Raw genomic sequence first — 22,343 nt, 5'->3', positions numbered from 1 at the left:
GGTTGCACCGCGTGACGCAGGTCAGAATCATCTTTTGCATCCACGGGATATTCTGTAGCCTTGCGCAGCCTCACCGATGTCCGTGCCTGATGATACTCACTCTCCCGGCGGTACCCTGAAGGGTCCGGAGCCGGGTGTATACTCGACTTTCGCGCGAAAGCGCCTGCAGGTCTTGCGAACATGACGCAAATTTCCGAACGCCTTCTGGTTCAAGCCCACCTCGACGCCAAGCAGCCCAAGCCGCTGACCGTTGAGGAGGAAGCTTTTTACCGTGCCGCCATCGCTGCCGAGCTCAAGGCTCAGGACGCAGTGCTGGTTGCTCACTTCTATTGCGATCCGGTGATTCAGGCCCTGGCCGAAGAAACCGGTGGTTGCGTCTCCGACTCACTGGAGATGGCGCGCTTCGGCAGTGCTCACCCGGCCAAGACTGTGCTGGTCGCCGGTGTGAAGTTCATGGGCGAAACCGCGAAAATCCTCAATCCTGAAAAACGCATTCTCATGCCAACCCTGGAAGCGACCTGCTCGCTGGACCTGGGTTGCCCGGTGGATGAGTTTTCGGCGTTCTGCGATCAGCATCCGGAACGCACGGTGGTGGTGTATGCCAACACCTCGGCGGCGGTCAAAGCCCGGGCGGATTGGGTGGTAACGTCCAGCTGCGCGCTGGAGATCGTCGAAAGCCTGATGGATAACGGCGAAACCATCATCTGGGGCCCGGACAAGCATCTGGGCACTTATATCCAGCGCCAGACCGGTGCGGACATGCTGCTGTGGGACGGTGCCTGCATCGTTCACGAAGAGTTCAAGTCCAAGCAGCTCGAAGACATGAAGGCGCTGTACCCGGACGCCGCGATTCTGGTGCACCCGGAGTCGCCGACCTCGGTGATCGAGCTGGCGGACGCCGTTGGTTCCACCAGTCAGTTGATTGCGGCGGCACAGAGCCTGCCGAACAAGACCCTGATCGTCGCCACCGATCGCGGCATCTTCTACAAGATGCAGCAGCTGTGCCCGGACAAGGTCTTCATCGAAGCCCCAACGGCTGGTAACGGCGCAGCGTGCCGCAGTTGCGCACATTGCCCGTGGATGGCGATGAACACCCTTGAGCGCACGCTGAAGTGCTTGAAGGAGGGGACGAACGAGATCTTTGTGGATCCGGCGTTGATTCCGCAGGCGATTCGGCCGTTGAAGCGGATGCTCGACTTCACCCAAGCTGCTCGGATGAAACAGGCTGGTAACGCTTAAGTACTCGCAAAAACTGTGGGATAAAAACTGTGGGAGCGAGCCTGCTCGCGATGGCGGTCCGTCAGTCACATGTATGTTGACTGAGGCACCGCCATCGCGAGCAGGCTCGCTCCCACAGTGGTTTTTGCTTCCCGCAGCTACTTGTTCTTCTTCGGAATGCGCACGAGCTGCGTGTTCGAGTACATGTCATGCCAGCTGCGTTTCTGTTTATCGAACAGCGACCAGAAGAACCCAAGGCCAACGCACAACAGCGATGCGATCGACACGACAAACCGCAGCAGCGCCTGCCACAGGCTGATGGACGAACCATCCGCGTTCTGCACGCGAATGCACCACACCTGCATACCCAGCGTCTGACCGGACCAGGTCCAGAACTTGGCAAAAAACCCAAACAACACAAACAGCAACACCGTCGATAGCAGCGGATCACCGTCCAGCGCGCCGGATTCGGTCAATGTGCGCATTTTGTCTTCGCCGATGATCGCCATCTGGATCATCTTGTAAATGCCGCTGGTGACGATCAGCAGGGCGGTGCACAAGAGGAAGTCATAGAACATCGCTGCCAGGCGACGGCCCAGGGGGCGGCGGGAAAGTCGCCCTGGGGGTTGAGCAGGTGTTTCGACATGACAGCCTCTGGACGGAAAAAAAAGCCATTTTACGGATTTACGCGCACAAAAAAGCCCCTGATGTCAGCATCAGGGGCTTTTTCGTTACAGAAGATTAGGCTTCTGCTTGTACTTCGTCAGCCTGCATGCCTTTCTGGCCTTGCACAGCAACGAAAGTCACTTTCTGGCCTTCTTTCAGGCTTTTGAAGCCGTTGCCCTGAATAGCGCGGAAATGCACGAACAGATCCGGACCGCTTTCTGGAGTGATAAAACCAAAACCTTTCTCGTCGTTAAACCACTTGACGGTACCGCTCTGACGTTGGGACATTTCTTATTTCCTTTGACGCAAAAATTAATGACAGTCTCCTTCTCATGAAAGAGTACTGGGGCTGGTTGCAGGAGAGTAAGAAGACGTCGAACGGGATGTAGCTAACTTGTAGGCTACTGCCCAGGTCACGATTCCAAGCGACCCATGCAAACACAGTGAACAAACTCTACGCCAACTACGTGAGAAAAAACAAGCCCTGTGAGAGGCCCGGTTTTGCTCAGGTTGATGGCAGTAGCGTGTCCACTAGTGCGGGCTTATTCGATCGGGTTGTTCAATTGTTTTCGAACGTTATAAGCAACGTTCATAAACGAAGCTTAGAGCCAAAGACATGCACTGTTTTATGGCGGTTGCGTTACACATTAGTGCACTGTTAACGCAACCGCGTTACTTATAGAAACAGTCAATCAGCCGCGATAGTAGCGTTGTGGAACAAATGGCATTTTGCTTACAAGCAAAGGCACCTTTTTCCCACGAACAATCGCCCATACGGGTGTATCGATAGCGATATAAGCGCTGTCGAGGTAGCCCATGGCTAAAGGTCCGCCCAGAGTCGGGCCGAAACCACCACTGCACACAGCGCCGATGATGTCGCCTGCTTCGTTGACGATTTCCGCGCCTTCACGCACCGGTGTGCGTTCCTGAGGCAACAGGCCCACACGCTTGCGGTTGACGCCGGCTTGTTGTTGCGCGAACACAGTCTCTGCGCCAGGGAAGCCGCCGGCCCGTGCGCCATCGGCGCGACGTGGCTTGGAGATGGCCCACAGCAGGCTGGCCTCGATCGGAGTGGTCTCGGTGTTCATGTCGTGGCCGTAGAGGCACAGGCCGGCTTCCAGGCGCAGGGAGTCGCGAGCGCCGAGGCCGATGGCCGCCACTTCAGGCTCAGCCAGCAGCGCGCGCGCCAAGGCTTCAGCGTTGGCGGCCGGTACGGAGATTTCGAAGCCGTCTTCACCGGTGTAGCCCGAACGGCTGACAAAGCATTCGACACCCAGCAGTTTCACTCGGGTGAACTGCATGAAAGTCATCTTCGCGACTTCAGGCGCCAGACGAGCGAGCACGGTCACGGCAGCCGGGCCTTGCAGGGCCAGCAGCGCGCGTTCTTCGAACAGCGGTTCGATTGTGCACTGGTCGCCAATGTGCTTTTGCAGATGCGCAAGGTCCTGATCCTTGCAGGCGGCGTTGACCACCAGGAACAGTTCGTCGTTACCCAGGTTGGCGACCATCAGGTCGTCGAGGATTCCGCCGGTTTCATTGGTGAACATCGCGTAGCGCTGCATGCCCACCGGCAGGTCGATGATGTCCACCGGCACCAGGGTTTCCAGGGCCTTGGCGGCATTGGCGCCGGTCAGGCGGATCTGGCCCATGTGCGAGACATCGAACAGCCCGGCCTGATCACGGGTGTGCTGGTGTTCTTTCATCACGCCCAACGGGTATTGCACCGGCATGTCGTAGCCGGCGAACGGCACCATGCGCGCGCCGAGTTCGATGTGCAGTGCATGCAGCGGGGTTTTCAGCAATTGTTCGGTGGACATATTCAGCTCCTGAAAAAGTGTGCGGATGCGCGTGGGCCTCAGCACTCGATAATGTTGACCGCCAAACCGCCACGGGCGGTTTCCTTGTATTTGCTTTTCATGTCGGCGCCGGTCTGGCGCATGGTGCGGATGACCTTGTCGAGGGAGACGAAGTGCTGACCGTCGCCGCGCAGGGCCATGCGCACGGCATTGATGGCTTTCACCGAACCCATGGCGTTGCGCTCGATGCAAGGCACTTGCACCAGCCCGCCAATCGGGTCGCAGGTCAGGCCCAAGTTGTGTTCCATGCCGATTTCCGCTGCGTTTTCCACTTGCTGCACCGTGCCGCCAAGCACTTCGCACAGCGCGCCGGCCGCCATGGAACAGGCGACGCCGACTTCACCCTGACAACCGACTTCGGCGCCAGAGATCGAGGCGTTTTCTTTATAGAGAATGCCGATGGCGGCGGCGGTCAGCAGAAAGCGCACGACGCCGTCTTCGTTGGCGCCGGGAATGAAGCGCATGTAGTAATGCAGCACCGCCGGGACGATGCCCGCTGCTCCGTTGGTGGGCGCGGTGACGACGCGCCCGCCGTTGGCGTTTTCTTCGTTGACCGCTAAAGCGTAGAGGTTGACCCAGTCCAGCACCGACAGCGGATCACGTAGCGCCGATTCCGGGTTCTTGCACAGTTGCCGATGCAGCGCAGCGGCCCGACGTTTGACCTTCAAGCCACCGGGCAGAATTCCTTCATTGCGGCAACCGGCAGCGACGCAATCCTGCATCACTTGCCAGATGTTCAGGAGGCCGGCGCGGGTTTCCGCTTCCGGGCGCCAGGCACTTTCGTTGGTCAGCATCAACTGGCTGATGGACAAGCCGTACGTGGCGCAATGACTGAGCAGGTCCTTGGCGCTTTTGAACGGGAAGGTCAGCGGCGTGGCGTCTTCGACAATGCGGTCGGCGCCAGCGGCGTCTTCATCGACCACGAATCCGCCGCCGACCGAGTAGTACTCGCGGCTGCGGACCTGTAGGCCCGCCGCGTCGAACGCACGAAAAATCATGCCGTTGGGGTGATAGGGCAACGGTTTGCGGATCATCGCCAGGTGTTCTTTCTCGTTGAACGCAATGCTGTGTTCGCCGAGCAGGTTCAAGCGACCATTGCCGCGAATATCTTGCAGACGGGCGGCGACGGTTTCGGTGTTCACGGTGTCCGGGTGTTCGCCTTCCAGGCCGAGCAACACGGCCTTGTCGCTGCCGTGGCCTTTACCGGTGGCGCCGAGCGAGCCGTAGAGCTCGACTTTGACGCAGGCGGTGGCAGTCAGCAGCCCTTCACGGCGCAAGCCTTCGGCAAAACGCGCAGCAGCGCGCATCGGACCGACGGTGTGGGAGCTGGAAGGGCCGATGCCAATCTTGAACAGGTCGAACACGCTTAACGACATGGTTGGGCTCCGGGGTCGCAGTTGTCAGCAGCAAGCTACAAGCTGCAAGTAAGAGCCCGCAGGCTTTTAACTTGTAGCTTGAAGCTTAGAGCTTGCAGCTGCTTTAGGCATAAAGCTCGATTGACGGGCAAGCGCAAACCAGGTTGCGATCGCCAAACACGTTGTCGACGCGACCGACCGGTGGCCAGTACTTGCCTTCGATCAGCGACGCAACCGGGTATACCGCTTGCTCACGGCTGTACGGATGCGTCCACTCGCCAACGATTTCCGCGGCGGTGTGCGGGGCGTTTTTCAGCGGGTTGTCGTCCTTGTCCAGCGTACCGTTTTCCACCGCGCGGATTTCTTCGCGGATGCGGATCATGGCGTCGCAGAAGCGGTCCAGTTCTTCCTTGGATTCGCTTTCGGTCGGCTCGATCATCAGCGTGCCGGCGACCGGGAAGGACATGGTCGGAGCGTGGAAACCGAAGTCGATCAGGCGCTTGGCGACGTCATCGACGCTGATGCCGCTGCTGTCTTTCAGCGGACGCAAATCGAGGATGCATTCGTGCGCCACCAGACCGTTGCTGCCGGTGTACAGCACTGGGTAGTGCTCTTCGAGGCGACGGGAAATGTAGTTGGCATTGAGGATCGCCAGCTGCGAAGCGCGCTTGAGGCCGGCGCCGCCCATCATCCGAATGTACATCCAGGTGATTGGCAGAATGCTCGCGCTGCCGAACGGTGCCGCGCAGACCGCGCCTTCTTTACGCTCCATGGTGCCGTGACCCGGCAGGAACGGGGTCAGGTGCGATTTCACGCCAATCGGGCCAACGCCCGGGCCGCCACCACCGTGGGGAATGCAGAAGGTTTTGTGCAGGTTCAGGTGGGACACGTCGCCGCCGAACTTGCCCGGGGCGCAGAGGCCGACCATCGCGTTCATGTTGGCGCCGTCGATGTACACCTGGCCGCCGTGGTCATGAATGATGCCGCAGATTTCACGGATGCCTTCTTCGAACACGCCGTGGGTCGACGGGTAAGTGATCATCAATGCCGCGAGATGTTCGCGGTGCTCGATGGCCTTGGCGCGCAGGTCTTCGATGTCGACGTTGCCGCGGGCATCGCACGCGGTGACGACTACGCGCATGCCGGCCATGTTGGCGGTGGCCGGGTTGGTGCCGTGGGCGGACGAGGGGATCAGGCAGATGTCGCGACGGTCTTCGCCACGGCTCTGGTGATAGGCGCGAATTGCCAGCAGGCCGGCGTATTCACCCTGGGAACCGGCGTTCGGTTGCAGCGAGATCGCGTCGTAGCCGGTCGCGGCGCAGAGCATCGCTTCCAGTTCGTCGGTCAGCTGTTGGTAACCGGCGCTTTGCTCGGCCGGGGCGAACGGGTGCAGGGCACCGAACTCGGCCCAGGTGACCGGGATCATTTCGCTGGCGGCGTTGAGTTTCATGGTGCACGAACCCAGCGGGATCATGGTGCGATCCAGGGCCAGGTCTTTGTCGGCCAGCTTGCGCAGGTAGCGCATCAGCTCGGTTTCCGAGTGATAACGGTTGAACACCGGGTGGCTGAGGATCGGAGATTGGCGAACCAGCGCGGCCGGGAGGGTGCTGACCACGGAAGCGGCGAGGGCGGCGAAGTCTGGCAGCGCCTTAGCGTCGGCGAACAGGGCCCACAGGGTTTCCACGTCGGCTTGCGAAGTGGTTTCGTCGAGGGACAGGCCCAGACGCTCGGCATCCACGACGCGCAGGTTGATCTGCTGGGCGCGAGCCTTGTCGTGCAACGCGCCAGTGTTGGCGCCGGTTTTAATGGTCAACGTGTCGAAGAAGCTTTCTTGCTCGACCGTCAGGCCCAGTGCGCTCAAGCCCTTGGCCAGAATCGCGGTCAGGTGATGAATGCGGTTGGCGATCTGCGTCAGGCCTTTCGGGCCGTGGTACACGGCGTACATGCTGGCGATGTTGGCCAACAAAACCTGCGCGGTGCAGATGTTCGACGTGGCCTTCTCGCGGCGGATGTGCTGCTCGCGGGTTTGCATCGCCAGGCGCAGGGCCGGTTTGCCGAAACGGTCCACGGAGACACCGACCAGACGGCCCGGCATGTCGCGCTTGAACGCATCTTTCGTCGAGAAGTAAGCCGCGTGCGGGCCACCGAAGCCCAGCGGCACGCCGAAGCGTTGCGCGCTGCCGATGGCCACGTCGGCGCCGAACTCACCCGGAGGGGTCAGCACGGTCAGGGCCAACAGGTCGGCGGCGACGGCGACCAGCGCGTTGGCGGCGTGGAAGCGTTCGGTCAGTTCGCGGTAATCGAAGACGTCACCGTTGCTCGCCGGGTATTGCAGCAAGGCGCCGAAGAACGGCGTCACGTCAGTCAGTGCCTGCTCGTCACCAACGACCACGTCGATACCCAGCGGCTCGGCACGGGTGCGCAGCACGTCGAGGGTTTGCGGGTGGCAATGCACGGACGCGAAGAAGGCGTGGCTGCCCTTGTTCTTGCTCAGGCGTTTGCAAAAGGTCATCGCTTCGGCGGCGGCGGTGGCTTCGTCGAGCAAGGATGCGTTGGCGATCGGCAGGCCGGTCAGGTCGCTGATCAGGGTCTGGAAGTTCAGCAGCGCTTCGAGACGACCCTGGGAGATTTCTGGCTGGTACGGGGTGTACGCGGTGTACCACGCCGGGTTTTCCAGCAGGTTGCGCAGGATCGGCGACGGCGTGTGGGTGCCGTAGTAACCCTGGCCGATGAAGGTCTTGAACAGCTGGTTTTTGCCGGCGATGGACTTGATCAAGGCCAGGGCATCGGCTTCGCTCAGGCCGTCTTCGAGACCGAGGACGCTGGTGCCTTTGATGCTTTCCGGGATGACGCTGGCGCTCAGGGCTTCCAGGGAGTCAAAACCGAGGCTGTTGAGCATGGCTTGCTCGTCGCCGGAACGCGGGCCGATGTGGCGGGCGATGAATTCGTTGGCGGTCGTCAGGTTGACTTGAGTCATGTCAGCGCTCCTCAGGCTTCGGCGTTGGCTTTGATCAGACGGTCGTAAGCGTCCTGATCCAGCAGTTTGGCGACAGCCGAGGCGTCGGTTGGCTTAAAGCGGAAGAACCAGCCTTCGCCCAGCGGATCTTCGTTGACCAGTTCAGGGCTGCTCTCGAGGGCCGGGTTGGTCTCGACCACTTCACCGTCCAAAGGCATGTACACGCCGCTGGCGGCTTTTACCGATTCCACGGTGGCGGCTTCGGCGCCTTTGTCGTAGGACTGCAGCTCAGGCAGTTGTACGAAAACCACGTCGCCCAAGGCGTTCTGTGCGAAGGCGGTGATGCCGACAGTGACGCTGCCGTCAGCTTCGGTGCGCAGCCATTCGTGATCTTCAGTAAAACGCAACTCGCTCATGGAAACTCCTAAGGGGGCCAGACTTGTCTGGTAGACGCGATGGAATGCTTGGGCTAAAGCCCTGCTTTATGGCGGGTTACTAAGCAATTTCGCGGCCAATGTTTTTTTATCGTTATAAATCAATGGCTTAGTTGATATTGCGATGCGCGATAGATTGATGACTGTAGCGAAATCGCTACAGCAAGAGGCGAAGAAAAAAGCCTAGGTGGATCAAAGCCTTGCACAGCGGTGATCAGGGGAGGGTGTAGCGATATCGTTCCGCTGTAGCGCTTTCAGTACAGATGGAGGTCGTTTTTAAACAGGTCTTCAGGCCAGACACAAACCCTGTAGGAGTGAGCCTGCTCGCGATAGCGGTGTGTCAGTCAACACATGCAGCAACTGACACACCGCTATCGCGAGCAGGCTCACTCCTACAGTTGTTTTGTGCCGGTTGGGAGATTGTATATCCGGCCTCACGGCTTATTGGGAATGCCGTACTTGCGCAGTCGATGGGCTATCGCCGTGTGGGAAGTTTGCAGGCGGCTGGCCAGTTGCCGGGTAGAGGGGTAGCTGACGTAGAGTTTTTCCAGCAGCGTCTTTTCGAACTCTTCCATCGCCTGCTCCAGGCTATCGACATCGCTGTCACTCTGGCGCGCCACCGAGGTGCCGGCGATGTCGAGGTCGCCGATGTCCACCAGGCTGCTTTCGCAAATCGCCGCCGCACGGAAGATCACGTTCTGCAATTGCCGCACGTTGCCCGGCCAGCGGTTACCCAGCAGTGCAGGATAAGTCCCGGGCGCCAGACGACAGACCGGGCGCTGGATCTGTGCGCAGGCCTGCTGCATGAAATAGCGCGCCAGCAGCAGGATGTCCTGACCGCGTTCGCGCAGGGGCGGGACTTCGACATTCAGGACGTTGAGGCGATAGAACAAGTCTTCGCGGAACGAACCTTCGCTGACCATTTTTTCCAGGTTGCGGTGAGTTGCGCTGAGGATTCGCACATTGACCTTTACCTCGCGATCACCCCCGACTCGCCGGAAGCTGCCGTCGTTGAGGAACCTCAGCAACTTCGCCTGCAGGTACGGCGACATTTCACCGATTTCATCGAGAAATACCGTGCCCTGGTTGGCCAGTTCCATCAGCCCCGGTTTGCCGCCCCGTTGCGCACCGGTAAAGGCGCCAGGGGCGTAGCCGAACAGTTCGCTTTCGGCGAGGTTCTCCGGCAATGCGGCGCAGTTCAGCGCCAGGAACGGCGAACCGTGCCGGGCGCTGATGGCGTGGCAGGCCCGCGCCACCAGTTCTTTGCCGGTTCCGGTTTCGCCCTGGATCAGCAACGGCGCATCCAGTGCTGCCACGCGCTGGGCGCGTGCCTTGAGGGTACGGATCGCCGGGGACTCGCCCAGCAACGCGTCGAAACCTTCGGCATGGTCGTGGTGCAGCGCCGAGAGGCGTTCGCCGATGCGGTTCGGTTGATACAAGGTCAGCAGGGCGCCGGCGTCGGTGATCGGGGTGGCGTCGAGCAGCAGGGTCTGGCCGTTGACGGTGATCTCGCGCAGCGGCAGGCGGAAGCCGTTTTCGAGCAATACGCCAAGCAGCGCCGGGTCGGCAAACAGATCGGCGACGCTTTCACCGGCCGGTTCGCGACCATACAACGCGATCAGCGCCGGGTTGGCCAGCAGCACTTTGCCGTCACTGTCCAGGGCCAGCACCGGGTCGGTCATGGCGGCGAGCAGCGCATCGAGCTGCAAGTGCCGCCGTTGCCCCGGAAGGATGTCGACCACCGTCATCGCTTGCACGCCACGCACGCTGAGCAACGCATCGCGCAGCTCTTCGAGCACGTCCGGGCTCAGGGTCGGAGCGTCGATGTACACGTTGGGCGGGACCATTTCCACCGCATCCAGATTGAGATTGCGCCCACCGAGCAGGGCCAGGACTTCCTGGGTAATGCCGACGCGGTCGATGAAGCTGACGTGGATACGCATGGGGCGGTTTTCAATCTGGCAAGCGGAGGGGGCAAGTATGCCTTGGGGCGGGTCTCAGGTGAAATGCACGTGTTCAACCTGTAGGAACGAGGCTTGCCCGCGAAGAGGCCATCAAGACCGCTAAAAGCTTCGCGGGCAAGCCTCGCTCCTACAGGTCGTGGGGCCGCAGTCTTTCAGTCGGCATCCATAGCGAATGAAAGTCCGTCATCGCGAGCAGGCCCGCTCCCACAAGGGGACGCAGGCTACTCAAAGTTTTTGAGATCTACCGGGTCGCCGGATTTCATATCCAGCTTCTTCCGAATGTCTTCAAATACCTCGTCGTAATTTTTGTGAACCGAGCCGATCTGGCTGTGTGTCCTTGGAATACCGTACTTCTCGGCGATATTCGTTATGTTGTTGGCGAAGTTGTAGGCCTCAACCTTGGGTAGAAAGAAGGTTTCGCTCATATCCTTTCCCTGAATGCTGCCATGCATGGTGAACTGGATGCCTTTTTCCCCTTTGTCGTTATTGCTGACCTCATAGTCGAAGTGCAGGTTGTAGCTGACATCATCCGAGGTCAGCGCGTGGCGCTCGATGTGCAAGTGACCGGGGGCGAACGTTGCCATTGACGTTTCTCCTTATAAATAAGTAATGCCAGGTGTCGCCGTGCTGATGCGCGTGCCGGCCTTGCCCTGGACGATTGCTTCGATGTCCGAGAGTGAACCGATCACCGCGGTTTTTCCAGTATGGCGGGCAAACTCGCAGGCGGCCTGCACCTTCGGTCCCATGGAGCCGGCCGCGAAGCCGAGTTTTTCCATTTCGTCAGGGTGGGCTCGGGCGATGGCTTTCTGGGTCGGTTTGCCGAAGTCGATGCAGGCGGCGTTGACGTCGGTGGCGATCACCAGCAGATCGCTTTCCAGCTGTTCGGCCAGCAGCGCCGAGCACAGATCTTTGTCGATCACTGCTTCCACGCCTTGCAGTTTGCCGCTGGCGCCGTACATCGTCGGGATGCCGCCACCGCCCGCGCAGATCACGATGCTGCCTTTTTCCAGCAACCATTTGATCGGGCGGATTTCGAAGATGCGTTTCGGTCTCGGGCTGGCCACCACGCGACGGTATTTGTCGCCGTCCGGGGCAATCGCCCAGCCTTTTTCGGCGGCAAGTTTTTCCGCTTCGGCCTTGGCGTAGACCGGGCCGATGGGTTTGGTGGGGTTCTGGAACGCCGGGTCGTTGGCGTCGACTTCGACCTGGGTCAGCAAGGTGGCGAAGGGCACTTCGAAGTCCAGCAGGTTGCCCAGCTCCTGTTCGATGATGTAGCCGATCATGCCTTCGGTTTCGGCGCCGAGTACGTCCAGCGGATAAGGCGAAACCGAGGTGTAAGCGGCGGCCTGCAAAGACAGCAACCCGACTTGCGGGCCATTGCCGTGAGCGATCACCAGTTCGTTGCCAGCATAAATCTTGGCGATCTGTTCAGTGGCGATCCGGATGTTGGCGCGTTGATTGTCCGCGGTCATGGGTTCACCACGGCGGAGCAGGGCGTTACCGCCCAGAGCAACGACGATACGCATAATGCAGTCCTTCTAGATGAGGTGACTCGGTCTCCCTGGTGAAACCCGATCAGTGTGGGAGTGAGCGTGCTCGCGATGACTATTTAACACTCAACAGAGACGTTGACTGTTACTCCGCTATCGCGAGCAGGCTCGCTCCCACAGGGGCTTTGTTCCAGCCGGGAGAGCCGGGTGGGCCGTTAGATATCCGCCAACGCCGACACCAGGATCGCCTTGATGGTGTGCATGCGGTTTTCCGCTTGCTCGAAGGCGATGTTGGCCGGCGATTCGAAGACTTCTTCAGTCACCTCCACGCCGTTGGCCAGGTGCGGATAGCGTGCGGCGATGTCCTTGCCGACCTTGGTTTCGCTGTTGTGGAACGCCGGCAGGCAGTGCATGAATTTCACCCGCGGGTTGCCGGAAGCTTTCATCATCGCGGCGTTGACCTGGTACGGCAGCAGTTGCTCGATGCGCTCGTCCCACGCTTCTACCGGCTCACCCATCGACACCCAGATGTCGGTGTGGATGAAGTCCACGCCCTTGACCGCTTCTTTCGGGTCTTCGGTGATGGTGATGCGTGCGCCGCTTTCCTCAGCGAAGGCTTTGCACTGGGCGATGAAATCAGCGTGCGGCCACAAGGCTTTGGGCGCGGCGATGCGCACGTCCATGCCGAGTTTGGCGCCGATCATCAGCAGCGAGTTGCCCATGTTGTAACGGGCGTCGCCAAGGTAGGCGTAGCTGATGTCGTGCAGCGGCTTGTCGCTGTGCTCACGCATGGTCAGGGTGTCGGCGATCATTTGTGTCGGGTGGAATTCAGCGGTCAGGCCGTTGAACACCGGTACGCCGGCGAACTTGGCCAGCTCTTCGACGATTTCCTGTTCGAAGCCCCGGTACTCGATGGCGTCGAACATCCGCCCCAGCACGCGGGCGGTGTCTTTCATGCTTTCCTTGTGGCCGATCTGCGACGACACCGGGTCGATGTAGGTGACGTGGGCGCCTTGGTCATGGGCCGCGACTTCGAAGGCGCAACGGGTGCGGGTCGAGGTTTTTTCGAAGATCAGCGCGATGTTCTTGCCTTGCAGGTGCGGACGCTCGGTGCCGGTATATTTGGCGCGCTTGAGGTCGCGGGACAGGTCCAGCAGGTAGTTGAGCTCGCGAGTGGTGTGGTGCATCAGCGAGAGCAGGCTGCGGTTGCGCATATTGAAAGCCATTTTGGATCTCCTTGGGTTTCGGTTATCCGCCTGCTTCGCGCTTTATGAGCGCGAAGCAGGGCATAAAAATTAATAGTCGATAGGGTCGCGAATGATCGGGCAGGTCATGCAGTGGCCGCCGCCACGGCCGCGCCCCAGTTCGCCAGCGCTGATGGTGATGACTTCCACACCGGCCTTGCGCAGCAGGGTGTTGGTGTAGGTGTTGCGGTCATAGCCGATCACCACGCCGGGCTCCACGGCCACCACGTTGTTGCCGTCGTCCCATTGCTCGCGTTCGGCGGCGAAGCTGTTGCCGCCGGTTTCCACCACGCGCAGCGCCTTGAGGTTGAGGGCCTTGGCGACGGTGTCGAGGAAGTTGGTTTCCTCGCGGCGGATGTCGATGCCGCCCGGCTTGCTGTCGTCAGGGCGCAGGGTGAAGGCGACGATCTGGTTTACCACTTCCGGGAAAATCGTCACCAGGTCGCGGTCGCAGAAGCTGAACACAGTGTCCAGGTGCATCGCTGCGCGGGACTTCGGCAGGCCGGCGACGATGACTTTCTCCACGGCGTTGTGCTTGAACAGGTTCACCGCCAGTTGGCCGATGGCCTGTCGGGACGAACGTTCGCCCATGCCGATCAACACCACACCGTTGCCGATGGGCATCACGTCGCCGCCTTCCAGGGTGGCGCTGCCGTGATCCTGGTCCGGGTCGCCGTACCAGATTTCAAAATCGGCGTTGGTGAACTGTGGGTGGAATTTGTAAATGGCGGTGGTCAGCAGGGTTTCCTGACGTCGCGCCGGCCAGTACATCGGGTTCAGCGTCACGCCACCGTAGATCCAGCACGTGGTGTCGCGGGTGAACTGGGTGTTGGGCAGCGGCGGCAGAATGAAGCTGGAGTGGCCGAGGAAGTCGCGGAACATCTGGATGGTCTTGCCGCCGAAGCTGTCCGGCAGGTCATCGGCGGAGACACCGCCAATCAGGAACTCGGCGATATGCCGCGGTTCCAGGCTACGCAGCCACGAACCCACTTCGTTGATCAGGCCGAGGCCGACCGAGTTGGCGGTGACCTTGCGTTCCAGAATCCAGTCGAGGGCTTCAGGGATGGCGACGATGTCGGTCAGCAGGTTGTGCATTTCCAGCACTTCGACGTTGCGTTCGCGCATCTTGGTGACGAAGTCGAAATGGTCACGCTTGGCCTGGGCCACCCACAGCACATCATCGAAAAGCAGTTCGTCACAGTTGTTCGGAGTCAGCCGCTGGTGGGCCAGGCCTGGGGAGCAAACCATGACTTTGCGCAGTTTGCCGGCTTCGGAATGGACGCCGTACTTAACTTTTTCGGTGGTCATTACAGTGATCCTCCAGATGACAAATGAGTCGAGTGTTACAGGGTCAGGAAGCCGTCATACAGGCCGTAGGCCGCCACCAGGGCGCCAGCGACAACAGCGGCGAAAATCAGCTTCTCGATGTTGGTGAAAACCGGTTTGTTGAGCTCCATCTTGGCCTTGGCGAACAGGATCGCGCCGGGGGCATAGAGCAGGGCAGAGAGCAGCAGGTATTTGACGCCGCCGGCATAGATCAGCCAGACCGCGTAAATCAACGCGACGGCACCGATGAACAGGTCTTTGCGACGTTCAGCCGCAGCGTTTTCATAGCTCTCGCCACGCACCGCCAGCAGCAGGGCATAAGCCGCGGACCACAGATACGGCACCAGAATCATCGAGGTGGCAAGGTAGATCAGCGACAGGTAAGTGCTGGCCGAAAACAGGGTGATGACCAGGAACAGCTGCACCATTGCGTTGGTCAGCCACAAGGCGTTGACCGGCACCTGTTTGGCGTTTTCCTTGCGCAGGAACGCCGGCATGGTGTGGTCCTTGGCGGCGGCAAACATGATCTCCGCACACAACAGCACCCACGACAGCAGCGCCCCGAGCAGCGAGATGATCAGGCCGACGCTGATCAGCACGGCGCCCCATGGACCGACGACGTGTTCCAGCACCGCGGCCATCGACGGGTTCTGCAGTTTGGCCAGTTCCGGTTGGGTCATGATGCCCAGCGACAGCACGTTCACCAGCACCAGAAACAGCAACACGGTGATAAAACCGATCACGGTGGCCTTGCCGACGTCGCTGCGTTTTTCTGCCCGGGCCGAGAAAATGCTCGCGCCTTCAATGCCGATGAACACCCACACGGTGACCAGCATCATGTTGCGCACCTGGTTCATCACACTGCCCAGGTCCGGGTTTTTCAGGCCCCAGATGTCGGCGGTGAAGATGTCCAGTTTGAAGGCGAAAATCGCGATCAGCACAAACAGCACCAGTGGCACGACCTTGGCGACGGTGGTCACCAGATTGATGAACGCCGCTTCCTTGATCCCGCGCAACACGAGGAAATGCACGCCCCAGAGCAGCACCGACGCGCCGATCACCGCAGCGACGGTGTTGCCTTCGCCGAAGATCGGGAAGAAATAGCCGAGGGTGCTGAACAGCAACACGAAATAACCGACGTTGCCCAGCCACGCACTGATCCAGTAACCCCAGGCAGACGAGAAACCCATGTAGTCGCCGAAACCGGCCTTGGCGTAGGCGTAGACACCGCCGTCCAGGTCAGGCTTGCGGTTGGCGAGGGTCTGGAACACGAAGGCCAGGGTCAGCATGCCGACCGCGGTAATCGCCCAACCGATCAGCACGGCACCGACATCGGCACTGGCGGCCATGTTTTGCGGTAAAGAGAAGATCCCGCCACCAATCATTGAGCCGACAACCAGCGCCACAAGTGCGCCGAGTTTCAGTTTACCGGGGGATTCAGACATTGCATGACCTCCAATGCAGGAGAAAAGAGACAGCAGATTAATGCTGTTAGCTATTCAGACATCTGACATAGATCAGTACATCGACACATTCCATTGTTAATGAAAGACTTATGAAACTTTTACGGGCATAAGGATATCGCTGGAAAAGCCCTTTCCAGAGGCTTCGGCCAGTTCAGGCGTGAATGATGCATAGCACTTTTGAATTTTGACCTTAGTCCGGTTTTGGCTTTCTGCCAATTTTGTCATCTGTTTTCGGTGTGGAAGGGATTTATCAAAATTGACATACAAAACTGTTACACACCGATCCCATAGAATTATCGGCTATAAATAGAAGGCGTTATTTTCCGTTAGTTAATAAACGCTTAAACCCGTTATCCATTTAGTTAAAGTTATGCCTCAATGGCCATGCCGTAAAAAAGGGACGCAAGATGGTGCAAACGACGCAAAAGCTTCGCCTCAGTGCGCTGATCGCCCTGGTCGTCGGATCGATGATCGGCGGCGGGATTTTTTCCTTGCCGCAAAACATGGCGGCGCGTGCCGATGCCGGGGCGATATTGATTGGTTGGGCGATCACTGCGGTCGGCATGCTGACCCTGGCCTTCGTGTTCCAGACCCTGGCCAATCGCAAACCCGAACTGGATTCCGGGGTGTACGCCTACGCCAAGGCCGGGTTCGGCGATTACATGGGGTTTTCATCCGCCTGGGGTTACTGGATCAGCGCCTGGCTGGGCAACGTCGGTTATTTCGTGTTGCTATTCAGCACCCTCGGTTATTTCTTTCCGGTGTTTGGCCAGGGCAACACGCCGATCGCCATCGGTTGCGCCTCGGTGCTGCTGTGGGCCGTGCATTTTCTGGTGCTGCGCGGGATCAAGGAGGCGACGTTCATCAACCAGCTGACCACCGTGGCCAAGATCGTGCCGCTGATCATGTTCATCGTCATCGCCGCCGTGGCCTTCAAGGCGGACGTCTTCACCCGCGATATCTGGGGACGCAGCAACCCGAATTTCGGCGGTGTCATGGAGCAGGTGCGCAACATGATGCTGGTCACCGTGTTCGTGTTCATTGGCATTGAAGGCGCCAGTGTGTACTCGGCCAGGGCGGAGAAACGCTCGGACGTCGGCCGGGCAACGGTGATCGGTTTTCTCGGCGTGTTGGCGTTATTGGTGCTGGTGAACGTGTTATCCCTGGGGATCATGAGCCAGCCGGAATTGGCCACCCTGCAAAACCCGTCACTGGCGGCGGTGCTGGAGCACATTGTCGGTCCTTGGGGGGCGCTGCTGATCAGCATCGGCCTGGCGATTTCGCTGTTGGGTGCATTGTTGTCCTGGGCGCTGCTTTGCGCCGAAATCCTTTTCGCCACGGCTAAAGACAAGACCATGCCGGCCTTTCTGACCAAGGAAAACGCCAACCATGTACCGGTCAATGCGCTGTGGCTGACCAACGTGATGATCCAGATTTTTCTGCTGATCACGCTGTTTTCGGCAGGCACTTACACCAGCCTGATCTACCTCGCGTCGTCGATGATCCTTGTGCCGTATCTGTGGTCGGCGGCGTATGCGGTGCTGTTGAGCGGACGCGGCGAAACCTACGAACACGCGTCGGCCGAGCGGACCAAGGACCTGATGATCGGCGGCATCGCCCTGGGTTACGCGGTGTGGTTGTTGTATGCGGGCGGGGTGAAATATCTGCTGCTGTCGGCGTTGTTGTATGCGCCGGGGGTGATCTTGTTTGCCAAGGCCAAGCGAGAGCAAGGCGAGCCGCTGTTTACCCATATCGAGAAAGGCATTTTCACCTGCGTCATCAGCGGGGCGGGGCTGGCGGCGTATGGGTTGTACAGCGGGTTGCTGTCGTTGTGAGGTGGCGGCTGGCACCGGTTTTGTATTGAGTGTTCTGGCCCCATCGCGAGCAAGCTCGCTCCCACAGGTTTTGTGTTCGACGCAGATCCAATGTGGGAGCGAGCCTGCTCGCGATAGCTATCTGACGGTCACCACCACTGCGCGCGATGGGCACCCAATTCCGAAGCCGGAAGTGTCCACTGCAACGGTGTGCCGGTGATTTTCAAAGGCACATGAAGCCGATGCGCCGGCCCCCAAGGCGTTTGCTCGATCAACATCCCCTGATCATTTTCATTTTCATCTTCAGCTCGTAGCGCCTCATCCGTCCCTGCACCGTTTTCAATCAACAATTTCGCCGTTCGCGCCAACGACAACCTGGCCGACCCACCCCGTCCCAATAACGTGATCGCCGCAGCCGCCATCAAATACCCGGTCGCATGATCCAGCGCCTGAACGGGCAGCGGCGTCGGTTTGTCCGCTTTCTTCCACTGCCGGCCCGCGTCGGCAATGCCGCTGCTCATCTGCACCAGGCTGTCGAAGCCACGGCGGTTACGCCACGGGCCGCTCCAACCGTAGGCGTTGAGGCACACATCAATCAGGCCTGGCGCCAGTTTTTCCCGCTCGGCGACACCGTAACCCAACTTTTCCAGTGCGTCGGCGCGGTAGCCGTGGAGCACGATATCGGCGTCCTTGAGCAGGCTTTCGAACACCGCTCGATCGTCGTTGTTGTGCAGGTCCAGCCGTGCGCAGCGTTTGCCCAACGTGACTTCGGGCACCACGCCGGGTTCGTTCCAGGTCGGTGGGTCGATGCGCAATACATCGGCGCCGAGGCCGGCGAGAAAACGACTGGCGACGGGGCCGGCCAACACGCGGGTCAAGTCCAGCACCTTGATGCCTGCCAACGGTTGCGCCACAGAACCTTTCCAGGGTTTCGCGTGTTGACCGCTGCCGGCGCTGAACTGAATCAACGGCTCGGCGTTCACCGCCAGGCCTTGGGGATGCGCCTGCCATTGTGCCCAGCTACGCATCTCGGCGGCGCAACCACCGGCATCGACCACGGCCTGTTCCAGATCGGTTTTCGCCCATTGCGCAACCTTGCTCGCCATCGCCGCACGGTCGGCACAAGTGCCGAGCACGCTTTCGGCGGCGGCGCGGTGATGCGGCGCGTTGGTGTGCAAGCGGATCCAGCCGTCCTGGGTCGCGTAGTCCCCGGCCACCGGGTCCCACAGCGGCGGAACGCTCCAGCCCACGGGGCGGATCGAGGTGGCGAACCAGAAAGAGGCCAGGCGGCGGTCGACTTCAAGGCTGGGCAAGCGACCGGTGTGTTGTTGCAGTAATTCGCTGACTGCCTGGCCGGCGGCGGCGATGCTGGCACAGGCCAGATCAGTGACGGCAAACGCCGAGGGCAGGGCGCCGCTCGACGTAAAGGGAATTGGCGTGTGAGACAAGCCAAGCGCGGCTTGAATGGACGTGAGTAAACCAGTCATCGAAGGCCCTCCGGAACGAGAGCCCGAGCATAGATCAAACAGGTGATAAAGCGGATGAAACCTGTAGGAGCGAGGCTTGCCCGCGAAGAACGATAATGCGGTCTATCTGAAAACCGCAGCGCTCCCTTCGCGGGCAAGCCTCGCTCCTACAGGGCTGTGGCTGTTACACCCGGAACTGATCCATCAATTTCATCTGGTGGGTGGTCAGCGAGTTGAGCTGGCTGCTGATCTGCGCCGATTCGGTGGCTTGGCCGGTCAGGGTTTCGGTGACGGTGCGGATCGCCGAGACGTTACGGTTGACCTCTTCGGCCACCGCGCTCTGCTGTTCGGCGGCGCTGGCGATTTGCAGGTTCATGTCGCTGATCACGGTGACCGCGTCGCTGATTTTGCCCAAGGCCTGGACCGCTTGCTGGATCTGTCCGGCGTTGCTGTGGGCCTGGGTCTGGCTCGAATGCATGGTGGCCACCACGCCGCGTGTGCCGGTCTGGATGCGCTCGATCACGACGCGGATTTCTTCCACCGAGTCCTGGGTGCGTTTGGCCAGGTTGCGCACTTCGTCGGCCACCACGGCAAACCCACGACCGCTTTCGCCGGCACGGGCCGCTTCGATCGCCGCGTTGAGGGCGAGCAAGTTGGTTTGTTCGGCAATGCTGCGGATCACTTCCAGCACCGAACCGATCTGCTCGCTGTTCACCGCCAGCGCCTCGACTTCGGTCACAGCCTTGCTGACTTCGTCGGCCAGTTGATTGATGTCGCGGGTGCTGCGCTCGATGATCGACATGCCATCGCGCGCCGATTGATCCGCACCTTTAGCCGCATTGGCCGCGTTCGACGCACTGTTGGCGACTTCGTGGGCGGTGGCGCTCATTTCGTTTGACGCTGTGGCGACCTGGTCGATTTCGCGGAACTGCACCTGCATGCCTTCGCTGGTCTGACGGGCGATTTCCGAGGATTGGTCGGCGGTGCCACGAGCGTCGGTGATGCTTTGTTTGATCTGCGCGATGGTCGGTTGCAGCTTGTCGAGGAAGCGGTTGAACCAGCTGACCAGTTCGCCCAGTTCATCTTTTTTGCTGTAGTGCAGGCGTTGGGTCAGGTCGCCGTCGCCGCTGGCAATCGCCTTGAGCATCTCGGCGACGCTGTTGATCGGCCGGGTCACGCCGGACGCGGTGAGCCAGATCAGCAACAGACCGAACAGGCCTGCCGCGACAGCCACCAGCACCGCTTTGATCGTGCCGCTTTGCTGGGCGTCATCGAGCACCGCTTGCAGCTTGACCGAATCGGCCAGCAGCACTTGCTTGGGCAGGTCAATCACCACGCCCCAGGCTTTGGAGTCGCTGATCGGGCTGACCGGGTACACCGCACGAATCACTTCGCCTTGTTCGAGGATCTTCGGCGTGCCTCCGCTGAGCAGTTGCAGGATGTCCTTGCCGTCAGCGCCGAGGGTCGCATCAATGCCTTTGCCGACCTTGCTCGCATCGACGCTGTAACCAGCCAATACACCGCTGCCGGAGACAATCAGCATGTGCCCGGCGCTGTTGAACAGGTCACGCTGGGAATCGACCGCGGCCGCTTGCAGGGCGTCGAGGGCGATGTCGATACCGACCACGCCGATGGATTTGCCGTCCACCAGCAGCGGGACGGAAATGGTGGTCATCAGCATTTCCTTGCCGCCGACGGTGTCGGCATACGGGTCCAGCAAGCAGGTGCGTTTGCTGTCGCGAGGGCAGGTGTACCAGCTGTTGTACGGCGTGCCGCTGAGGCTCAGGGTGGTTTTGGTCATGTCGTCTTCGACCATGATCGTGTTGATCCCGGCCCCACCGGCACGGCTCCAGTAACTGGCAAAACGCCCGGATTCGTTGGACTGGCGGGCCGCATCGTTGGCGAACTCGCTGTCCTTGCCGTCCAGACCGTTGGGCTCGAACGCCAGCCAGATCCCCAGCACTTTGCTGTTGCGCTCAAACGCGGTTTTCAGGCTCTGGTTCAACTCCTCACGCAGGGCCCCGGCCTCAAGCGAACGCTTGGCGGCCATGGCGCGCATGTCATTGATCTGATCGGCCAGGGCAGTCACCACCAACAGGCTTTCACCAAATGTCTTCTGCACCCGCACCGCTTGCTCGGCGGCCTTGGCCTGGAGCAGGTCCTGCACGCTGGTGGTGAGCATCTTGCGGCTGGAGGCGCTGACCAGCTCATCGTTCTGGTTGGTCTGGTAGAAGTTCATACCGACGATCAACGCGACCACGCCAAGCAGGCACAGGCCGGACAGCAAGACGATTTTCAGACGGATAGAGAGAGAGTCGAACATAGGGCGAACTCGCGAAGGGATGAATTGTTGGCTGTGGGCCGATGTCGACCCGGTTCGCCAAGTCCATTCAGCGCCATTCAATGCACATCGGCGTGGGACGAGGATGCATGATGGTGGCCCCGACGAACGGTAGGGGTTGAACGTTTGCGCGGAAAAATCTGCCGAAAACAGGGCTTAAAACGGGGGAAATCGCGGGGAGATTCTGAGGCTGGCGTACCTGATCCTTCTTGAACGGACGATGATGTCCATTATCCGTTCAAGGGGGTCAGTGATGGATCCGAAAGCGGTTCAGGCGCGACCCAACAGATAGGTCGCGTAATCGGGGATGCGGTGGGCGTGAGCCTGCTCCATCATCGGGCTGCTGAGCAGGTAGTCGGCGCTGCATTCGTTGCACGCCACCGGAATGTTCCAGACCGCCGCGACCCGCAGCAACGCCTTGATGTCCGGGTCATGGGGTTGCGGTTCGAACGGGTCCCAGAAAAACACCAGCATGTCGACCCGCTGCTCGGCAATGCGCGCACCGAGTTGCTGGTCGCCGCCCAAGGGGCCGCTGATCATGCTTTCCACCGGTAGCTCCAGGCGTTGTTGCAACAACAGCCCGGTGGTGCCGGTGGCGACCAGTTCATGTTGCGCAAGCTTGTCCTTCTGCCGCTCGGCCCAGTCCAGCAAAAATACCTTGCAGTGGTCATGGGCGACCAAGGCGATACGCTTGCGCGCCGCCATGGTCTTTTGCGTGAAGCTGATACCGATCATCGGTTTAGCTCC

At 60.2% G+C, this 22,343-nt stretch carries 15 protein-coding genes and 3 pseudogenes; 2 read left to right on the top strand and 16 right to left on the bottom strand.

Annotated elements, in window-relative coordinates; translation table 11 throughout:
- Positions 1 to 180 precede the first annotated feature (180 nt).
- Positions 181 to 1,239, top strand: a complete 1,059-nt coding sequence (nadA, locus tag HP062_RS13335; protein WP_172791522.1) for a quinolinate synthase NadA — start codon at positions 181 to 183, stop codon at positions 1,237 to 1,239.
- Positions 1,240 to 1,376: 137 nt separating this feature from the next.
- On the opposite strand, the pseudogene HP062_RS13330 reads toward nadA, so the two are convergent.
- The 12 genes and pseudogenes from HP062_RS13330 to arcD (HP062_RS13275) form a co-directional block, all read right to left on the bottom strand.
- Positions 1,377 to 1,864, bottom strand: a pseudogene (locus tag HP062_RS13330) (RDD family protein).
- 95 nt (positions 1,865 to 1,959) lie between these two features.
- Positions 1,960 to 2,172, bottom strand: a complete 213-nt coding sequence (locus tag HP062_RS13325; protein ID WP_003175786.1) for a cold-shock protein — start codon at positions 2,170 to 2,172, stop codon at positions 1,960 to 1,962.
- Between the two features lie 404 nt (positions 2,173 to 2,576).
- The gene (gene gcvT / locus HP062_RS13320; RefSeq protein ID WP_083375885.1) at positions 2,577 to 3,701 is read right to left on the bottom strand and encodes a glycine cleavage system aminomethyltransferase GcvT; all 1,125 of its coding nucleotides are present in this window, start codon (positions 3,699 to 3,701) and stop codon (positions 2,577 to 2,579) included.
- 38 nt (positions 3,702 to 3,739) lie between these two features.
- Positions 3,740 to 5,116 (bottom strand): L-serine ammonia-lyase, encoded by a 1,377-nt coding sequence (locus HP062_RS13315; RefSeq protein ID WP_010457430.1) that lies wholly within the window; start codon positions 5,114 to 5,116, stop codon positions 3,740 to 3,742.
- 103 nt (positions 5,117 to 5,219) lie between these two features.
- A complete protein-coding gene (gene gcvP, locus HP062_RS13310; RefSeq protein ID WP_172791521.1) occupies positions 5,220 to 8,072 on the bottom strand; it encodes an aminomethyl-transferring glycine dehydrogenase in 2,853 nt (950 codons plus the stop codon).
- A gap of 11 nt (positions 8,073 to 8,083) precedes the next feature.
- Positions 8,084 to 8,467: a glycine cleavage system protein GcvH gene (gene gcvH, locus HP062_RS13305; RefSeq protein WP_154501450.1), complete on the bottom strand. Its 384-nt coding sequence runs from the start codon at positions 8,465 to 8,467 to the stop codon at positions 8,084 to 8,086.
- 452 nt (positions 8,468 to 8,919) lie between these two features.
- Complete coding sequence (locus HP062_RS13300; RefSeq protein WP_010457423.1) at positions 8,920 to 10,428, bottom strand: sigma-54-dependent transcriptional regulator; 1,509 nt, start codon at positions 10,426 to 10,428, stop codon at positions 8,920 to 8,922.
- 242 nt (positions 10,429 to 10,670) lie between these two features.
- Complete coding sequence (locus tag HP062_RS13295; RefSeq protein WP_077748701.1) at positions 10,671 to 11,033, bottom strand: DUF5064 family protein; 363 nt, start codon at positions 11,031 to 11,033, stop codon at positions 10,671 to 10,673.
- A gap of 12 nt (positions 11,034 to 11,045) precedes the next feature.
- Positions 11,046 to 11,975 carry a carbamate kinase gene (arcC, locus tag HP062_RS13290; RefSeq protein ID WP_172791520.1) on the bottom strand — a complete coding sequence of 310 codons (930 nt, stop codon included), beginning with the start codon at positions 11,973 to 11,975 and terminating at the stop codon, positions 11,046 to 11,048.
- A gap of 179 nt (positions 11,976 to 12,154) precedes the next feature.
- On the bottom strand, positions 12,155 to 13,165 hold the full coding sequence (locus HP062_RS13285; protein ID WP_010457417.1) for an ornithine carbamoyltransferase: 1,011 nt from the start codon (positions 13,163 to 13,165) through the stop codon (positions 12,155 to 12,157).
- Between the two features lie 69 nt (positions 13,166 to 13,234).
- Positions 13,235 to 14,491, bottom strand: a complete 1,257-nt coding sequence (arcA, locus tag HP062_RS13280) for an arginine deiminase (RefSeq protein ID WP_083375889.1) — start codon at positions 14,489 to 14,491, stop codon at positions 13,235 to 13,237.
- Between the two features lie 35 nt (positions 14,492 to 14,526).
- Positions 14,527 to 15,954, bottom strand: coding sequence for an arginine-ornithine antiporter (arcD, locus tag HP062_RS13275; RefSeq protein WP_172791519.1), 1,428 nt, complete (start codon positions 15,952 to 15,954; stop codon positions 14,527 to 14,529).
- A 428-nt stretch (positions 15,955 to 16,382) separates the two neighbouring features.
- On the opposite strand from arcD (HP062_RS13275), the gene arcD (HP062_RS13270) reads away from it, so the two are divergent.
- A complete protein-coding gene (arcD, locus tag HP062_RS13270; protein ID WP_083375891.1) occupies positions 16,383 to 17,810 on the top strand; it encodes an arginine-ornithine antiporter in 1,428 nt (475 codons plus the stop codon).
- Positions 17,811 to 17,938: 128 nt separating this feature from the next.
- On the opposite strand, the gene HP062_RS13265 is transcribed toward arcD (HP062_RS13270), so the two are convergent.
- From HP062_RS13265 to HP062_RS13255, 4 genes and pseudogenes are all read right to left on the bottom strand, one after another.
- The gene (locus HP062_RS13265) at positions 17,939 to 19,276 is read right to left on the bottom strand and encodes a CoA transferase (protein WP_172791518.1); all 1,338 of its coding nucleotides are present in this window, start codon (positions 19,274 to 19,276) and stop codon (positions 17,939 to 17,941) included.
- 163 nt (positions 19,277 to 19,439) lie between these two features.
- A pseudogene (locus HP062_RS31485) lies at positions 19,440 to 19,967 on the bottom strand (methyl-accepting chemotaxis protein); the annotation flags it as partial.
- A gap of 378 nt (positions 19,968 to 20,345) precedes the next feature.
- Positions 20,346 to 21,305, bottom strand: a pseudogene (locus tag HP062_RS31480) (chemotaxis protein); the annotation flags it as partial.
- Between the two features lie 561 nt (positions 21,306 to 21,866).
- Positions 21,867 to 22,331 (bottom strand): methylglyoxal synthase, encoded by a 465-nt coding sequence (locus tag HP062_RS13255; RefSeq protein ID WP_077748695.1) that lies wholly within the window; start codon positions 22,329 to 22,331, stop codon positions 21,867 to 21,869.
- Between the last annotated feature and the right edge of the window lie 12 nt (positions 22,332 to 22,343).

Origin of the sequence: Pseudomonas sp. B14-6, from assembly GCF_013260315.1 — a bacterium.
Lineage (GTDB): Bacteria > Pseudomonadota > Gammaproteobacteria > Pseudomonadales > Pseudomonadaceae > Aquipseudomonas > Aquipseudomonas mandelii.
This window is presented reverse-complemented; position numbering and strand designations above follow the sequence as displayed.

What these genes read in the sequence shown, in the direction of transcription:
- gcvP (WP_172791521.1), bottom strand. Translation starts at nt 8,072, where the DNA reads ATGACTCAAGTCAACCTGACGACCGCCAACGAATTCATCGCCCGCCAC.
- arcA (WP_083375889.1), bottom strand. Translation starts at nt 14,491, where the DNA reads ATGACCACCGAAAAAGTTAAGTACGGCGTCCATTCCGAAGCCGGCAAA.
- gcvH (WP_154501450.1), bottom strand. Translation starts at nt 8,467, where the DNA reads ATGAGCGAGTTGCGTTTTACTGAAGATCACGAATGGCTGCGCACCGAA.
- HP062_RS13285 (WP_010457417.1), bottom strand. Translation starts at nt 13,165, where the DNA reads ATGGCTTTCAATATGCGCAACCGCAGCCTGCTCTCGCTGATGCACCAC.
- arcD (WP_083375891.1), top strand. Translation starts at nt 16,383, where the DNA reads ATGGTGCAAACGACGCAAAAGCTTCGCCTCAGTGCGCTGATCGCCCTG.
- HP062_RS13325 (WP_003175786.1), bottom strand. Translation starts at nt 2,172, where the DNA reads ATGTCCCAACGTCAGAGCGGTACCGTCAAGTGGTTTAACGACGAGAAA.
- HP062_RS13265 (WP_172791518.1), bottom strand. Translation starts at nt 19,276, where the DNA reads ATGACTGGTTTACTCACGTCCATTCAAGCCGCGCTTGGCTTGTCTCAC.
- HP062_RS13300 (WP_010457423.1), bottom strand. Translation starts at nt 10,428, where the DNA reads ATGCGTATCCACGTCAGCTTCATCGACCGCGTCGGCATTACCCAGGAA.
- gcvT (WP_083375885.1), bottom strand. Translation starts at nt 3,701, where the DNA reads ATGTCCACCGAACAATTGCTGAAAACCCCGCTGCATGCACTGCACATC.
- HP062_RS13295 (WP_077748701.1), bottom strand. Translation starts at nt 11,033, where the DNA reads ATGGCAACGTTCGCCCCCGGTCACTTGCACATCGAGCGCCACGCGCTG.
- nadA (WP_172791522.1), top strand. Translation starts at nt 181, where the DNA reads ATGACGCAAATTTCCGAACGCCTTCTGGTTCAAGCCCACCTCGACGCC.
- arcC (WP_172791520.1), bottom strand. Translation starts at nt 11,975, where the DNA reads ATGCGTATCGTCGTTGCTCTGGGCGGTAACGCCCTGCTCCGCCGTGGT.
- HP062_RS13315 (WP_010457430.1), bottom strand. Translation starts at nt 5,116, where the DNA reads ATGTCGTTAAGCGTGTTCGACCTGTTCAAGATTGGCATCGGCCCTTCC.
- arcD (WP_172791519.1), bottom strand. Translation starts at nt 15,954, where the DNA reads ATGTCTGAATCCCCCGGTAAACTGAAACTCGGCGCACTTGTGGCGCTG.
- HP062_RS13255 (WP_077748695.1), bottom strand. Translation starts at nt 22,331, where the DNA reads ATGATCGGTATCAGCTTCACGCAAAAGACCATGGCGGCGCGCAAGCGT.